Annotated in this window: 14 protein-coding genes and 2 tRNA genes; 6 read left to right on the forward strand and 10 right to left on the reverse strand. The window is 67.5% G+C overall.

The features are described 5' to 3' along the window. Positions 1-123 precede the first annotated feature (123 nt). Positions 124-1,044 carry an IS5 family transposase gene (locus DFR41_RS09545; RefSeq protein WP_081682216.1) on the forward strand — a complete coding sequence of 307 codons (921 nt, stop codon included), beginning with the start codon at positions 124-126 and terminating at the stop codon, positions 1,042-1,044. A 150-nt stretch (positions 1,045-1,194) separates the two neighbouring features. On the opposite strand, the gene DFR41_RS09550 is transcribed toward DFR41_RS09545, so the two are convergent. From DFR41_RS09550 to DFR41_RS09575, 6 genes are all read right to left on the reverse strand, one after another. Continuing rightward, positions 1,195-1,282, reverse strand: a tRNA-Ser gene (locus tag DFR41_RS09550). Between the two features lie 98 nt (positions 1,283-1,380). Next, entirely contained in the window at positions 1,381-2,640 is a 1,260-nt protein-coding gene (gene hemW, locus DFR41_RS09555) for a radical SAM family heme chaperone HemW (RefSeq protein WP_017760657.1), read from the reverse strand. Beyond that, a complete protein-coding gene (gene rdgB / locus DFR41_RS09560; protein WP_017760656.1) occupies positions 2,637-3,245 on the reverse strand; it encodes an RdgB/HAM1 family non-canonical purine NTP pyrophosphatase in 609 nt (202 codons plus the stop codon). The genes hemW and rdgB overlap by 4 nt, the downstream gene beginning before the upstream one ends. A gap of 27 nt (positions 3,246-3,272) precedes the next feature. Beyond that, on the reverse strand, positions 3,273-4,004 hold the full coding sequence (gene rph / locus DFR41_RS09565) for a ribonuclease PH (protein ID WP_017760655.1): 732 nt from the start codon (positions 4,002-4,004) through the stop codon (positions 3,273-3,275). Between the two features lie 82 nt (positions 4,005-4,086). Beyond that, a complete protein-coding gene (locus DFR41_RS09570) occupies positions 4,087-4,989 on the reverse strand; it encodes a PP2C family protein-serine/threonine phosphatase (protein ID WP_017760654.1) in 903 nt (300 codons plus the stop codon). Next, positions 4,986-5,999 (reverse strand): serine/threonine protein kinase, encoded by a 1,014-nt coding sequence (locus DFR41_RS09575; protein ID WP_114802555.1) that lies wholly within the window; start codon positions 5,997-5,999, stop codon positions 4,986-4,988. Before DFR41_RS09575 ends, DFR41_RS09570 begins: the two co-directional genes overlap by 4 nt. 119 nt (positions 6,000-6,118) lie before the next feature. On the opposite strand from DFR41_RS09575, the gene DFR41_RS09580 reads away from it, so the two are divergent. The 4 genes from DFR41_RS09580 (at position 6,119) to DFR41_RS09595 (ending at position 10,245) form a co-directional block, all read left to right on the forward strand. Continuing rightward, positions 6,119-7,036, forward strand: a complete 918-nt coding sequence (locus tag DFR41_RS09580; RefSeq protein ID WP_043114477.1) for a YicC/YloC family endoribonuclease — start codon at positions 6,119-6,121, stop codon at positions 7,034-7,036. Between the two features lie 5 nt (positions 7,037-7,041). Then, positions 7,042-7,662 carry a guanylate kinase gene (gene gmk, locus DFR41_RS09585; protein WP_017758911.1) on the forward strand — a complete coding sequence of 207 codons (621 nt, stop codon included), beginning with the start codon at positions 7,042-7,044 and terminating at the stop codon, positions 7,660-7,662. Between the two features lie 22 nt (positions 7,663-7,684). Continuing rightward, complete coding sequence (gene rpoZ / locus DFR41_RS09590; RefSeq protein ID WP_017758912.1) at positions 7,685-7,888, forward strand: DNA-directed RNA polymerase subunit omega; 204 nt, start codon at positions 7,685-7,687, stop codon at positions 7,886-7,888. Between the two features lie 101 nt (positions 7,889-7,989). Next, positions 7,990-10,245, forward strand: coding sequence for a RelA/SpoT family protein (locus DFR41_RS09595; protein WP_114802556.1), 2,256 nt, complete (start codon positions 7,990-7,992; stop codon positions 10,243-10,245). A gap of 40 nt (positions 10,246-10,285) precedes the next feature. Here the strand turns inward: DFR41_RS09595 and greB are convergent, their stop codons facing one another. The 4 genes from greB to orn form a co-directional block, all read right to left on the reverse strand. Further along, complete coding sequence (greB, locus tag DFR41_RS09600; protein WP_114802557.1) at positions 10,286-10,852, reverse strand: transcription elongation factor GreB; 567 nt, start codon at positions 10,850-10,852, stop codon at positions 10,286-10,288. A gap of 84 nt (positions 10,853-10,936) precedes the next feature. Continuing rightward, a tRNA-Arg gene (locus tag DFR41_RS09605) sits at positions 10,937-11,013 on the reverse strand. A gap of 428 nt (positions 11,014-11,441) precedes the next feature. Further along, a complete protein-coding gene (locus DFR41_RS09610) occupies positions 11,442-13,364 on the reverse strand; it encodes a DEAD/DEAH box helicase (RefSeq protein WP_114802558.1) in 1,923 nt (640 codons plus the stop codon). A 276-nt stretch (positions 13,365-13,640) separates the two neighbouring features. Continuing rightward, positions 13,641-14,225, reverse strand: coding sequence for an oligoribonuclease (orn, locus tag DFR41_RS09615; protein WP_114802559.1), 585 nt, complete (start codon positions 14,223-14,225; stop codon positions 13,641-13,643). A 69-nt stretch (positions 14,226-14,294) separates the two neighbouring features. Between orn and DFR41_RS09620 the strand changes: the two genes are divergently transcribed. Then, complete coding sequence (locus tag DFR41_RS09620; protein ID WP_114802560.1) at positions 14,295-15,563, forward strand: M48 family metallopeptidase; 1,269 nt, start codon at positions 14,295-14,297, stop codon at positions 15,561-15,563. The last annotated feature ends 1 nt before the right edge of the window (position 15,564 follow it).

Below are 15,564 nucleotides of genomic sequence, written 5' to 3' on the forward strand. Positions count from 1 at the left end.
TCCATCCCCGACTGGACGCATAGGTGGGATATCGACGAGCCGCGGGCTGACTCTGATGGTCGCGCAAGGCCGGGCTCAACCTTTGGGTCAGGTTCCAGGGAGGCCGCCAAGCGCGGCGCCACGATGCAGGAGTTGTGCGTTGCGTTCGCCGAGCGCACCGGCATCGCGGTATGCACCGTGACCATGCACCGGGCGATCAAGCGTGCCGGCCTTGAGCGCACCAACACGCGCCAGGCGCGCACGGCTACTCAACCCAAGCGCTATGGCTACACCAAGGCGCATCGCACTGCGCCTTCGACCGCGGACCAGTACGCCAGTTCGCTGACGGACGCCGAATGGGCGCTGGCGGCAGACCTGTTCGAACTGCCTGAGGGCAGCCGAGGTCGGCCCTCCAAATACGAGCGGCGCACGATGGTCGATGCGTGCTGCTATGTGCTTCGAACGGGATGCGCCTGGACGATGCTGCCCAAGTCCTTTCCCCCTTGGCTGACGGTGCACAAGAGCTTCAGTCGCTGGGCCGCGCAAGGCAAGTTCGAGCAGTTGCAGCAACGGCTGTTCGCACAATGGCGCCAACGCATCGAACGCAATGCCGCCCCCAGCGCGATGGTCATCGATTCGCAGGCCAACCGCATTTCCCCGCAGGGCGGCACCTCGGGCTACGACGCTGGCAAGAAGGTCAAGGGGCGCAAGCGCCACATCGTGACCGATACGCTGGGCTTGTTGCTGGCCGTCAGCGTCACCGCTGCCAGCGTGCAGGATCGCGATGGTGCCCCTGAGGTCGTCGCCCCAGCCTGTGCCAAGTACGCGTCCGTCAAGCTGCTCTACGCCGACTCCGCCTACGCAGGCAAGTGCGCCGAGCGACTGCGCCATGAGAACGACATTGCTGTCGAAGTGGTACGTCGCCCTGGCGCCTTCGGCGAGTGGAACGACCCGCACTGTTCACACGTGCTCAGGCCGGCGGCTTTTTATCCTGCCCAAGCGCTGGGTCGTCGAGCGCACTCAGGCTTGGTTGGAGCGCGAGCGCCGCATGGTCATGCACCATGACCGCTCTGCAAAAAATGCCACTGCCTGGGCCTGGCTGGCCCAGTCTCGTATGCTCCTGCGTAGGTTGGCGAGCCATGTTTGATTTTGTCTAGACCCTGTCAGATGCTCACGGACGCATCCGAACTGATCGACCACGGTACACGCCGCAACTGGCGGAAGCGGTGAGATTCGAACTCACGGACGGTTGCCCGTCGCCGGTTTTCAAGACCGGTGCAATCGACCACTCTGCCACGCTTCCTGGGTCGGCCTTCTGCGGCGGTGCCGTGCGGCACCCGAAGGCAAAATGCGGCCGCAAGTGTAAGGGCACCGCCGCGCCCTTCCGCGGTGGCAGCGGCGTCAGTCCGCCCCGTCGCCTTCGGGCAGGAACATCGCCTGCAGGTCGCTCAGAAAATCCATGCCCCGTTCGGTGGGCCACACGCGGTGCAGGTCGCGCGCCAGCAGGCCGCGGGCTTCGGCTTCTTCCAGCGGGCGGCGGATGGCGCTGATGGCCAGGCCGGTGCGCTCGGCAAACTGGGCCAGCGTGAAACCTTCCTTCAGGCGCAGTGCGTTCAGCATGAACTCGAACGGCAGGTCGGCCAGCGCCACGTCGTCGCTCTGGGCCACGGCCTGGCCGGCCAGGGCCTGCGCCATGTAGCGCTGCGGGTCGCGCACGCGCACCTGCCGCACGATGCGGTGGGCAAAGCTCAGCTTGCCGTGCGCGCCGGCGCCCAGACCCAGGTAGTCGCCGAACTGCCAGTAGTTGAGGTTGTGCGTGCAGCTGTGGCCCTGCCTCGCATAGGCCGACACCTCGTAGCGCGCCAGGCCCGCGGCCGCGGTGCGCTCGGTGATGCGGTCGAGCATGGCGTAGGCGATGTCGTCCTCGGGCAGCGCGGGCGGGTGCTTGGCGAAGAAGGTGTTGGGCTCGATGGTCAGGTGGTAGATCGACAGGTGCGGCGGCGCGAGGGCCAGGGCCTGGTCCAGCTCGGCCTCCAGGCCCTGCAGCGTCTGCCCGGGCAGCGCGTACATCAGGTCGAGGTTGAAGGTCTCGAAGGCCTGCGCAGCTTCTTCCACGGCGGCGATGGCCTGGCGGCGGTCGTGCACGCGGCCGAGCGCCTTCAGGTGCGCGTCGTCGAAGCTCTGCACGCCGACCGACAGCCGCGTGACGCCCGCAGCGCGGTAGGCACGGAAGCGGTCGCGCTCGAAGGTGCCGGGGTTGGCCTCCAGGGTGATCTCGCAGCCGGGCTCCAGCCGCAGGCGGGCGCGCACGGCGCCGAGCAGGCGGTCGATGCTTTCGGGCGCGAACAGGCTGGGCGTGCCGCCGCCCATGAAGATGGTGTGCACGGTGCGGCCCCACACCAGGGGCAGCGCGGCGTCGAGGTCGGCGATCAGTGCGTCGATGTAGCGCTGCTCGGGCACGGCCGCGTCATTGCCTTCGCCACGCCATTCGTGCGAATTGAAGTCGCAGTAGGGGCACTTGCGCAGGCACCAGGGCAGGTGGATGTACAGCGACAGCGGCGGCGATGCGGCCAGCTGCAGCGGCCCGGGCCGCATCATGTGCAGCACGTCGTTGGCCTGCGGCGCGACGGCCACGGCGGGCTGGATCGGGATGCTGCTCATCCGCCCAGGGCCCAGCGCTCGCGCATCAGGGCCAGCATGGCGCGCGCGGCCTGGCCACGGTGGCTGTGGGCGTTCTTCACCTCGGGCGGCAGTTGCGCGAAGGTCTTGCCGAACTGCGGCAGGAACATCACGGGGTCGAAGCCGAAGCCGTGCTCGCCCACCGGCTCGGTGGTGATCTCGCCGACGGCGCGGCCCACGGCGACCAACGGCTCCGGGTCTTCGGCATGGCGCAGCGCGACCAGGGTGCTGACCAGCGCGGCGCGGCGGTTGGATTCGCCGCGCAGCTGCGCCAGCAATGCCTTCACGTTGTTGGCGTCGCCCTTCTCGTAGCCGAACTGCGTGGCGTAGTAGGCCGTGTCCACGCCCGGCAGGCCGCCGAAGGCGTCGACGCACAGGCCGGCGTCGTCGGCGATGGCGGGCAGGCCGGTGGCCGCGCTGGCATGGCGGGCCTTGGCCAGCGCGTTTTCGACGAAGGTGCGGAAGGGCTCTTCCGCCTCGCCCACGCCCAGCTCCGACTGGCACACGAGCGTCAGGCCCAGCGTGCCGAAGAGCTGCTGCAGCTCGGCCAGCTTGCCCGCGTTGTTGGATGCGAGAACCAGTTTCATGGATGCGCTCTCCGTGCTCACGCCCACTCAGGCGATCTGCAGCGCCTGCTTCTGCAGTTGCACCAGCTCGGCGATGCCCTTGTCGGCCAGCGCGAGCAGTTGGTTCATCTCGTCGCGGCTGAAGGCGGCGCCCTCGGCCGTGCCCTGCACTTCCACGAAGTGCCCGGCGCCGGTCATCACGACGTTCATGTCGGTGTCGCAGGCGGAGTCTTCGACGTATTCCAGGTCCAGCAGCGGCGTGCCCTGCACGATGCCGACCGAGATGGCGGCCACATGGCTGCGGATGGGCGACGCGGCCAGCGTGCCGGCGGCGATGAGCTTGGCGACCGCATCGTGCGCCGCCACGAAGGCGCCCGTGATGGCCGCCGTGCGGGTGCCGCCGTCGGCCTGCAGCACGTCGCAGTCGAGGTAGATGGTGCGCTCGCCCAGTGCCGCCAGGTCGAACACGGCGCGCATCGAACGGCCGATGAGGCGCTGGATCTCCTGCGTGCGGCCGCTCTGCTTGCCGCGTGCGGCCTCGCGGTCGCCGCGGGTGTGGGTGGCGCGGGGCAGCATGCCGTATTCGGCCGTCACCCAGCCTTCGCCGCTGCCGCGCTTGTGCGGCGGCACCTTCTCTTCGACGGAGGCGGTGCACAGCACGCGCGTCTGGCCGAATTCGATGAGGACGGAGCCTTCGGCATGGATGGTGAAGCCGCGGGTGATGCGCACGGGGCGAAGCTGGTCGGCGGCGCGGCCGCTGCTGCGGATGAAAGGACTCATGTGAATCTCTGGATCGGAAACGTGGAAAAGCAAGGCGATGGCCGCAGGCCCGGAAGGCTCGCCGTGCAGCACCTTGCGCGGATCAGTTCTTTCGGGCGGCGGAGCGCCGTATCGCCTCGTTGATCTCGGCGATGGAGCGCTCGATGGCGGCCTCGTCGAGCTCGTCGTGGTCTTCCTCGCCCGGCAGCCCGGCCTGGATGCTGGAGGCGAAGACGTCCGGCCCGATGCTGTCGGTGGAAACGCCGGGCTCGGAGCCGGGCGCGTCGGGCGTCTCCCACTCCACCGCGATCAGCGTGACATTGTCGGAGTGGCTGCCGCCGCGGCGCAGGGCCATCTCGACGAGTTCGGGCGCCGCATCGGCCACCGGGCGCGCGCCGAGGGTACGGACCAGCAGCGCGTCCTCGACCACGCTCCAGAGCCCGTCTGAACAGAGCATCAGCCGGTCGCCCTGCTGCAAGGGCAGCGGCTCAGACAGATCGAACAGCGGCGGCACCGGCGAGCCCAGGCAGGTCTGGAGCAGGTTGCGGTTCACCGGCATGGCGCCCCCCTCGGCACGAGGCCGCTCGGCATTGGAATGGTCGCGCGTGCGCACCATCAGCCGGTTGCCCCGCACCGCATACAGGCGCGAATCGCCACAGTGGACCCAGGTGGCGCAGCCCTGCTGCAGCACCGCCACCACGATGGTGGTGCGCGGCGTGTCGAGCATGGCCTTGCCGCTGGCGTAACGCATGATCTGCTGGTGGGCCGCCATGACCGCCGCCGCGAGGAAGGCGCGCACGTCCTTGAGCACGGGTCGCGCCTCGCGCTGGAACAGCGCCGCAACGGCCTGCAGCGCGATCTGCGCCGCCACCTCGCCTTCCGGATGGCCGCCCATGCCGTCGGCCAGCACGAACAGCGCCGACTCGCGGGTGTAGCAGTAGCCCATGCGGTCCTCGTTCTTGAGGCGCCCGCCCTTGCGGCTGACTTGGAAGACGGAAAACTTCATGACGCCGCCGGACGGGTGGTGGGCGTGCCGGCCTTGGCCAGCGGCTTGCGCTCCGTGGCACGCATGTTGTCGATCGACAGGCGCATGCGCTCGGCCACCGACAGCTTGGTGTAGCGGCGCTCACCCTCGCGGCCCAGCTCTTTCTGCAGCGCGAAGACGGACTGGGGCCGCGACAGCGGGTCGAGGGCCATGCACCACTCGACCACCTCGATCAGGTCGTCCGAGTACACGCCGCGCATGCGCGTGAGCGACAGGCCCAGGCGGTCCTTGTCGAGCCGTTGGGGCGCGTCCAGCGGGGGGTAGCCATGCATGCAGGCATACATGCAGGCGCCCACGGCATAGATGTCGGTCCACGGGCCCATGGAGGAGTCGCGCCGGTACATCTCGGGCGCCGCAAAGCCGGGCGTGTACATGGGCCGCACGAAGTTGCCCTCCTTGGAGAGCACCTCGCGGGCGGCGCCGAAGTCGATCATCACCGCGCGGTCGTCGTCGGTGATGAAGATGTTGGCGGGCTTGATGTCCAGGTGCAGCATCTTGTGCTGGTGCACCACGCGCAGGCCGCGCAGGATCTCGTCGAACAGCGAGCGGATCGTCGACTCGCGCAACACCTTGGCGCGCTTGAGTTCGCGGGCGGTGACGATGAAGTCCTGAAGCGTGGCGCCTTCCAGGTAGTTCATCACCATGTAGACGGTCTCGTTCTCGCGGAAGAAGTTGAGCACGCTCACCACCGAGGCATGGGCGATCTGCGCCAGGGCCCGGCCCTCCTCGAAGAAGCTCTTGAGTCCGAGCCGGTAGAGCGACAGCTTTTCGGGCGCCACCTGCGGAATGAGGCTGCCGTCCTCGCGCGTCACGAGCGACGAAGGGAGGTACTCCTTGATGGCGACCTGCTGGCCCGCCTTGTCCATCGCCAGGTAGACCACGCCGAAACCGCCGGAGGAAATGCGTCGAACGACTCGGTAGCCACCGATCACCGTGTCCGGAATCAGGGGCGACGGTTTGACCTTTGACATAATCGGAGGCTTCGCCCGAAGAGGTGAGGCGGCAAGCCCGTCGATCCGCATGAGAGAGGGCGCCGGCCCGTCGCTTCTGCGGGGCTTGTCAGACGAACACGAGCCGAGAGCGAGGTGCAATGGCAGTTTACAGCATGACCGGTTACGCCAGCGGCCAGAGCCGCGCGTCGAGCGCGGACGCGCCCGCGGGCGAGGAACGCCCGGGCCCCCGCCTGGGCCTGGAGCTGCGCGCCGTCAACAGCCGCTTCCTGGACCTGAGTTTCAAGCTGCCCGAAGAGCTGCGCCAGCACGAGCCGGCCCTTCGCGAACTGCTCACCCGCCGCCTCAAGCGCGGCAAGGTCGAGATGCGCGGCTCGGTCGAGACCGGCACGGACGCCGCGGTGGCCGAGCCCTCCGTGCGCCTCTTGCAGCGGCTCAACGGCGTCCAGGACGCGGTGCGAGCCTGGCTGCCGACTGCCCGCGAGCTGAGCGTGGCCGATGTGCTGCGGCTGGCCGGCAGCGACGGCGGCCGCACGCTGCCCGCCGAACAGTTCGACGTCGTCGCCCTCGCCACCTCCGTGGTGGACGACCTGATCGCCGCGCGCGAGCGCGAAGGCGCCCGGCTCGTGGCCTTGCTGCAGGAGCGGCTGCAAGGCCTGCGCGCCCTGGCCGAGCAGGCGGAACCGCTCGTGCCCCGGCTCGTGGAGCAGCAACGCACCCGCTTCCTGGAGCGCTGGCAAGAGGCGATGGGCCTGGCCGCCGGCAGTGCGACGCCCGAGGCCGCACAGGACCGTGCGCTGTCCGAGGCCACCGCCTTTGCGATCCGCATCGACGTTGCCGAGGAACTGGGCCGTCTGCGCGCCCACCTCGACGAGATCGACCGGCTGCTGACCAAGGGCGGCGAAGTCGGCAAGCGGCTCGACTTCCTCATCCAGGAACTGCACCGCGAGGCCAACACGCTGGGCTCGAAGTCGGCGGCGCTCGAACTCACCCGGATCGGCGTCGACATGAAGGTGCTGATCGAGCAGATGCGCGAGCAGGTCCAGAACATCGAATGAGCGCCATGGAATATCCCGGAAACCTGTTTGTCGTCGCGGCGCCGAGCGGCGCCGGCAAGTCCAGCCTCGTCAAGGCCTTGCGCGAGCTGGATTCGGCGGTCAACCCGTCGGTCTCGCACACCACCCGTGCGCCGCGCGGGCAGGAAAAGCACGGCCGCGAGTACTTCTTCGTCTCGCCCGCCGAATTCGATGCCATGGTGCAGGCCGAGGCCTTCCTCGAGTGGGCCAATGTGCATGGCCACCGCTACGGCACGTCCAAGCGCGCGGTGGAAGAGCGCATCGCCTCGGGTGCCGACGTGATCCTGGAGATCGACTTCCAGGGCGCGCTGCAGGTGCGCAAGGTGTTCGCCAACGCGGTGCTGATCTTCATCCTGCCGCCCAGTTGGGAAGAGTTGCGCTCCCGCCTGGAGCGCCGCGGCGAGGACGCCCCCGAGGTCATCGAACTGCGCTTGCAGAATGCGGCGGAGGAGATGACGCAAACCCGTGAATTCGACTACGTTATAATCAACGAGTTATTTGAACGCGCGCTTTTCGACCTCAAAGCGATCGTTCACGCGCAGCGGCTTCGCTACTCTGCCCAGCGCCGCGCCCGTGCCGACACCTTCGCGGCACTGAACATTCCCTGACACTTCATCAACGCATACCGTCATGGCCCGCATCACCGTCGAAGACTGCCTGCAGCAGATCCCCAACCGCTTCCAGCTCGTCCTGGCCGCCACCTATCGCGCCCGCATGCTGAGCCAGGGCCATGCGCCCAAGATCGAGAGCAAGAACAAGCCCGCGGTCACCGCCCTGCGCGAGATCGCCGATGGCAAGGTCGGCCTCGAGATGCTCAAGAAGGTTCCGGGCTGATTGCCGCCACCTCTCGCAACTCAGGCGAAGAACAAGCACCTTTCGAGGTGCTTTTTTTGCGCCCGGAGACCGCAGGACGCTTCAGCGGCTAAAGTCGAAGCATGAGTGTGGTCCTTCCCTCTTCCGCGTCCGGCGCGGCGCCGGCGCCCGGCAAGGCGCCGACCGCTGCGCTGAACGCGGCCGCGGCCAGCTTCGCGGCGCTGACCGCGCGACTGGACTACCTGGCCGCGGAGGATGTGGAACTGGTGCGCCGCGCCTACCGATTTGCCGACGAAGCCCATCTCGGCCAGTTGCGCAACAGCGGCGAGCCCTACATCACGCATCCCATCGCCGTCGCCGCCCAGTGTGCCGAGTGGAAGCTCGATGCCCAGGCCCTCATGGCCGCGCTGCTGCACGACGCCATCGAAGACTGCGGCGTCACCAAGCCTGAATTGGTCGAGCGTTTCGGTTCGGCGGTGGCGGAACTGGTGGACGGCCTCACCAAGCTCGACAAGCTTCAGTTCGACACGCGCGAGGAGAACCAGGCCGAGTCCTTCCGCAAGATGCTGCTCGCCATGGCGCGCGACGTGCGCGTCATCCTCATCAAGCTGGCCGACCGCACGCACAACATGCGCACCCTGAGCGATGCGCCGCGGGCCAAATGGGGCCGCATCGCGCGCGAGACGCTGGACATCTACGCCCCCATCGCCTACCGCCTGGGGCTCAACCAGACCTACCGCGAGTTGCAGGAGTTGTCGTTCCGGCATCTCAAGCCCTGGCGCCACGCGATCCTGACCAAGGCCGTGGCCAAGGCCCGCAGCCGCCGGCGCGATCTCATCCAGAAAGTGCAGCGCGACGTGGAGACGGCGTTTGCTGCCGCCGGCCTCCAAGTGCGTATCGCCGGCCGCGAGAAGACGCTGTACTCCATCTACCGCAAGATGGACGACAAGCACCTGAGCTTTGCACAGGTCACCGACATCTACGGTTTTCGCTTGGTCGTACCCAGCACCATCGCCTGTTACACGGGCCTGGGCGTGTTGCACCAGTTGTACAAGCCGCATCCGGGCAAGTTCAAGGATCACATCGCGATCCCCAAGATCAACGGCTACCAGTCGCTGCACACGACGCTGGTGGGCCCTTCGGGCGTGAACGTGGAGTTCCAGCTCCGTACCGAAGCGATGCATGTGGTCGCCGAGTCCGGCGTGGCGGCACACTGGCTGTACAAGGCGGCCGGCGATGCAGACCAAGGCGAGCGGCTCAGCGCCAAGTGGCTGCAGTCGCTGGTCGACATCCAGGACGAGACGCGCGACGCGCGTGAGTTCTGGGAACACGTCAAGGTCGACCTGTTCCCGGACGCGGTCTATGTCTTCACGCCCCGCAGCGAGATCCTGGCGCTGCCGCGCGGCGCCACGGTGGTGGACTTTGCCTATGCGATCCACACCAGCGTGGGCCACCACGCCTCGGCGGCGCGCATCAACGGAGAGCAGGTGCCGCTGCGCACCGAACTCAAGAACGGCGACGTGGTCGAGGTGATCACGGCGCCGGTCTCCACGCCTAACCCAGCGTGGCTGGGCTTCGTTCGCACGGGCCGGGCCCGCTCGAAGATCCGCAACTACCTCAAGACGCTGGCCCAGGCCGAGTCTGAGCGCCTGGGCGAAAAGCTGCTGTCCCAGGCGCTGCGTGCTGAGGGCGTGCGCAAGTTGCCGGGAATCGAAGCGGACTACCAGGCGATCTGGGACAAGCTGCTGCGCTTCACCGGCAACCGCAACCGCGAAGACCTGATGACCGACATCGGCCTCGGCAAGCGGGTGGCCAGCATCGTGGCCAAGCGGTTGATGACGCTGCTGGCCGAGCGCGGCGAGAAGCCCGATGCGCTGCTGATGAGTCGCGAGCGCTTCACGGCGCATGAGAACGTCTCGCAAGGCGCGGTCACGCTGGACGGCAGCGAGAACTCATCCGTGCGCTTTGCGCTGTGCTGCCGCCCCGTGCCCGGCGATCCGATCGTGGGCTATCTGGGCCATGGTGAAGGCCTGGTGGTCCACACCGACGCCTGCGGGGTCGGTCAGCGGCTGCGCCACAAGGACGCCGAGCGCTTCTTCGCCGTGGAATGGGCCGACGAGCCCGTGCGCAGCTTCGAGACGGGCATCCTGGTGACGGTTCGCAACGACAAAGGCGTGCTGGCGCGCGTCGCCTCCACCCTCGCCCGGGCCGAGGCGGACATCACCCACGTCGAGATGCCGGACGAAAGCCAGCAGGATTCAACCGACCTGCGCTTCGTCATCGCTGTACGCGACGCAGCCCATGTCGAATCCGTGCTGCGCGCCGCGCGGCGCACACCGTCAGTGCTGTCGGCACGGCGGATCGTGCCTGCACCCTGAGCGCTCCCGTGCGCCGCCGGCCGGCCGCGCTGTTGTCCGATCAGCGGGAGGCGGGGGCGGGGTACACGACCTCGACCACTTCGATCTCCTGCGTACCGCCGGGCGTCACCAGCTTGAGCGCATCGCCCACGCGGGCCTTGAGCAAGGTCCGCGATATGGGCGCGATCCAGCTCACCTGGCGTTGTGCGCTCTCCGCCTCGTCGATCCCCAGGATGGTGACCGTGTGCTCCTCGCCGGATTCATCCGCGTAGGTCACGGTGGCGCCAAAGAACACTTGGTCGCTGCCGTGGTGGACCGATGGATCGGTCACTTCGGCGATCTCCAGGCGCTTGGTGAGAAAGCGGATCCGCCGGTCGATTTCTCGAAGCCGCTTCTTGCCGTACAGGTAGTCGCCGTTTTCCGAGCGATCACCATTCTTGGCGGCCCAATGGACGGCCTCGACCACCTTGGGACGCTCCACGTCCATCAATGACAGCAGTTCGGCACGCAGGCGCTCGTAACCTTCCGGCGTGATGTAGTTCTTGCCACCTGGGGGCAAGGGCGGGAGGCCGCCAGCCTCGTCGTCCTCATCACCGTTGTCGCTTTCCTTGGTGAAGGCTTTGCTCATGCGCGAGATCCCTCAAAAGTTTTCGGACAAAGAAAAACGGGCTAGCGCTTGTGGCGCTAACCCGTTGTTCCCCATAGGGAAATATGGTGCGGCTGGCAGGAATCGAACCCACGACCCCTTGGTTCGTAGCCAAGTACTCTATCCAGCTGAGCTACAGCCGCTGAGCTTTCTAGTATAGCACGACATTTTCGTGGCGCCAACTATCAAGCAAAACTTTCTTCGTTTCTTCCGCCCTGGTAGGCCGTGCTGGGCTTGAACCAGCGACCAAAGGATTATGCCTACCACTTCAGCTTTCGCTGCCCGTTTCCGGTTCGTGGTCTGGACTCTGTCTTGCCTTTCGGCCTTCCCGTCGAGTCTCTACACGTTCCCCTTTCGGGGCTTCGCTCGGCGTTGGCCTGGCGCTCGGAAGAGCACGTTAGCGTTCGCCGAATTTGAGAAGTTCTACTTCAAGGCAGAGTGAACTTACCTTGAGCAACCCGTCGGGCCTCATCCGTTGGCGCCGAGGCACCTTTAGGCTGCTGCCCTTCAAGTCCTCTGCTCTAACCAACTGAGCTAACGGCCCGAAGAGGTGAGATTATGACACGATTTTTTAGCCTCTGTCACGCGGAACGAAGGCACGACCCGAAAAAGATTTGCCGCCGGGGCCACGACCGGCGCCCGAAGGACGACCGTCGCGCGCAGCAGGCGCGGGCCGGCGGCTGTCGCCGTGCGAGCGGGGACCGCCAAAGCCCTCGCCATGCCCACGGCCGCCAAAGCCTTCGTTGTGTCCACGATGACCTGCGAAGCCTTCGCCAGAACGTTGGCCGCCGCCGAAGCCCTCTTGACGGCCGCGATGGCCGCCACCGAAACCGTCGTCGCCCTGAGGCCGGCCAAAGCCACCCCCTGCGCGAGCGCCACCGTCGAAACCCTGCGAGCGCTGGCCGCCATGACGCGCGCCGCCCGAGGACTCACCCCAACCCTGCGCACGGCCACCGCCGGCAAAGCCAGGCGAGCGACGGCGGTCGTCTCCTTGGCGGCCGGCCGGACCACCACGGCCCCGGCCCGCGCCGCCACGCGGCGGCTGGGCCGTCGGCGCACGGCGGGTCGGCTCCATGCCTTCGATCACTTCGGGCTGGAACTGCTGCTTGGTGAAGGCTTCGATGTCGAAGATGCGGCGTTGGTCGCGGAACTCGGCGAAGGTCACGGCGATACCATCGCGGCCCGCCCGCCCGGTACGGCCGATGCGGTGGGTGTAGTCCTCCGCCTTCATCGGCAGGCCGAAGTTGAAAACGTGACTGATCGTCGGCACGTCGATGCCGCGGGCAGCGACGTCGGTGGCCACGAGGATCTGCACTTGGCCGTTGCGCAGCGCCATGAGTCGACGGTTGCGCAGGCCCTGGCTCAGCGCCCCGTGCAGCGCCACGGCGGAGAAGCCGGCCTGCTGCAGGTCATTGGCCAGGCCGTCGCATTCGATCTGCGTGCTGGCGAAGACCACGGCCTGCTGGATGGCCGTGTCACGCAGCCAATGATCGAGCAGCGCACGCTTGTGGCTGGCGTGGTCGGCCCAGTGCAGCACCTGACGGATGTTGGCGTGCTTCTGCTGCGGGCTGTCGATCTGCACCTTGCGCGGCTCGCGCATCACGCGGGCGGCCAGTTGCTGGATGCGCGGCGCAAAGGTGGCGCTGAACATCATGGTCTGCTGGCGCTGGATGGTCAGCTGGTTGATCTCGGCGAGGTCGTCGGCGAAGCCCAGGTCGAGCATGCGGTCGGCCTCGTCGACGACGAGGAAGCGCACCTGATCCAGCTTGATCTGCATCGAACGCTGCAGGTCCAGCAGCCGGCCGGGCGTGGCCACCACGAGGTTGGCGTTCTGCAGGCGGGCGATCTGCAACTGGTAGGGCATGCCGCCCACCACGTTGGCGATGCGCAGGCCGCGGCAGTGGCGCACCAGTTCGATGGCGTCGTGGGCCACCTGCTGAGCCAGTTCGCGCGTGGGGCACAGCACCAGCGCGCCGGGGACGGCCGCCTTGAAGTTGCGCGACTGCGTCGGATTGACGCGGCGGGGCTTCTTGGGCGGCGCTTCGCCGCGGGCGGCGGCTTCGGCCGCCAGGCGGGCGTGCTCGGCCTTGGCCTCTTCTTCTTCGCGCTGCTGTTGCAGCAGCAGCGTGTGCAGCACGGGCAGCAGGAAGGCGGCGGTCTTGCCGCTGCCGGTCTGGCTGGAGACCATCAGGTCGACGAAGCCGGCCGCGCTGGCGTCCTGCTCTTCGTTGCCGGGCATGGCCATCGGGATGGCCTTCGTCTGGACGGCGGTGGGTTCGGTGTAGCCCAGGTCGCGCACGGCGGCGACGAGTTCGGGCGCCAAGCCGAGTTTGGCAAAAGGATGCGGGCCCTCGGGCGCAGCAGGCTCGGCGACGACGTCGTGGGCCAGGACGGCTTCGGGCGCGTCGGCGCGGCCATCAGCCACGATTTCAGTGGAAAAGGAAGGGTCGAGCACAGGCGCAGCAGCGCCCTGCTCATGCAGGGAGTCGGTCATAAAACTGATCGTGAACGCACGCCGCCCCGCAGGGGCAGGCACGTTGGAGGTTCAGAAAAACATCAACCATCCAACGACGATCGGCGCGCAGGCGATCCGTGTAAGAGGATCAGGCGCCGTGGTCGGGTTCATCGAGCTGTTCCGCTGTGTGCGGGAGCCGCCGACCAATGTGCAAGAAGGGAGATGCGCAAAACTCGCTGCGGTCATGGTTTTGCAGCGAGCCCACGATTATGGCAGGAGTTCAGGGTTTTGCCTAATCCCGCTTTGAGCAAATGTTCAATCCTGCAGGCGCAGGAAGGTGTCGCGGTAGTGCAGCAGCTCGTCGATGGACTCGTGCACGTCGGCCAGCGCCGTGTGGGCCTGTTGCTTCTTGAAGGTGGCATAGGCGGCGGGCTTCCAGCGCTTGGCCAATTCCTTGAGCGTGCTGACGTCGAGGTTGCGGTAATGGAAGTAAGCCTCCAGCCGCGGCATGTACTTGACCAGGAAGCGCCGGTCCTGCCCGATGGTGTTGCCGCACATCGGCGAGCCGCTGCGCGGCACGTAGCGCATGAGGAAGTCGATGAGCTGCTGCTCGGCAGCGGCTTCGTCGAGGGTGGAGGTGCGCACCTTGTCGATCAGGCCGCTGCGGCCATGCGTGCCCTTGTTCCACGCGTCCATGGCGTCGAGCACGGCGTCGCTCTGGTGGACGACGAGCACGGGGCCGTCGATACGCACCGACAGGTCGGGGCTGGTGACGACGACGGCGATCTCGAGCAGGCGCTCCTTCTCGGGATCGAGGCCGCTCATCTCGCAGTCGAGCCAGACGAGGTTCTGGTCGCTCTTGGGAAGGGCCGGGGCAGAAGAGGCTTGGGATGCGGACATCGGGGCATTCTCGCCCACAGTCACCTGCGCCCCGTGTGGCCGGTGGGTGCCCACTACACTGCGCCACGCATGTCCGCCTCCCTTGCCTTCACCCTTCTTTTCGCCGTCGCGCTGAGTGCCGGATTGCTGCTGCGCTTCTGGCTGGCGGCACGCCAGATCCGCCATGTGGCCCGGCACCGCGATGCCGTGCCAGCGCCTTTTGCCGGCACCGTCGATCTGGCGGCGCACCGCAAGGCCGCCGACTACACGGTCGCGCGCATGCGCTTCGGCCTGATCGAAGCTGCCTGGGGCGCGGCCACCCTGATCGCCTGGACCTTGTTGGGCGGCCTGGACCTGCTGGACAAGACGCTGGCTGCCTGGCTGGGCGCCGGCATGTGGCAACAGCTCGCGCTGCTTGGCGCCTTCAGCCTGATCGGCGGACTGATCGACCTGCCCTTCACGTGGTGGCAGACCTTCCGGCTCGAAGAGCGCTTTGGATTCAACAAGATGACGCCCAGGCTCTGGCTGGCCGACCTGCTCAAGGGGACGGCACTGGGCGTGGCGCTGGGCCTGCCGCTGGCCGCGCTGGTGCTCTGGTTGATGGGTGCGGCCGGGCCGCTCTGGTGGCTGTGGGCCTGGGTGGCACTCGCGGGCTGGACGCTGCTGCTGCAGTTCATCGTCCCGACCTGGATCGCCCCGCTGTTCAACAAGTTCTTGCCGCTGGAGGACGAATCGCTCAAGCAGCGCGTGCAGACGCTGATGACCCGCTGCGGTTTCGCGGCGAAGGGCCTGTTCGTGATGGACGGCAGCCGCCGCAGCGCCCATGCCAATGCCTACTTCACCGGCTTCGGCCGGTCCAAACGCGTGGTGTTCTTCGACACGCTGCTGCGGCAGCTCACGCCGGGCGAGGTGGAGGCCGTGCTGGCCCACGAGCTGGGCCACTTCAAGCACCGCCATATCACCCGCCGCATGGGCCTGATGCTGGTGCTGAGCCTCGCGGCCTTCGCGTTGCTGGGCTGGCTGTCGGCCCAGGCCTGGTTCTACACCGGGCTGGGCGTGCAGCCGCACATGGCGGCGCCCAACGACGCGCTGGCGCTGCTGCTGTTCATGCTGGTGGTGCCGGTGTTCAGCTTCTTCGTCTCGCCGGTCATGGCGCGCATGTCGCGTCGGGACGAATTCGAGGCCGATGCCTTCGCGGCCACGCATGCCGACGGTGCCGACCTGTCCCGCGCCCTGCTCAAACTGCACCAGGACAACGCGTCCACGTTGACGCCGGATCCGGTCTATGTCGGCTTCTATTACTCCCACCCGCCGGCGGCGCAGCGCCTGGCGCGGCTGCAGCCGGCCGCGGTGGCCTGAG

It is taken from the genome of Pseudacidovorax intermedius, from assembly GCF_003350475.1.
Lineage (GTDB): Bacteria > Pseudomonadota > Gammaproteobacteria > Burkholderiales > Burkholderiaceae_C > Xenophilus > Xenophilus intermedius.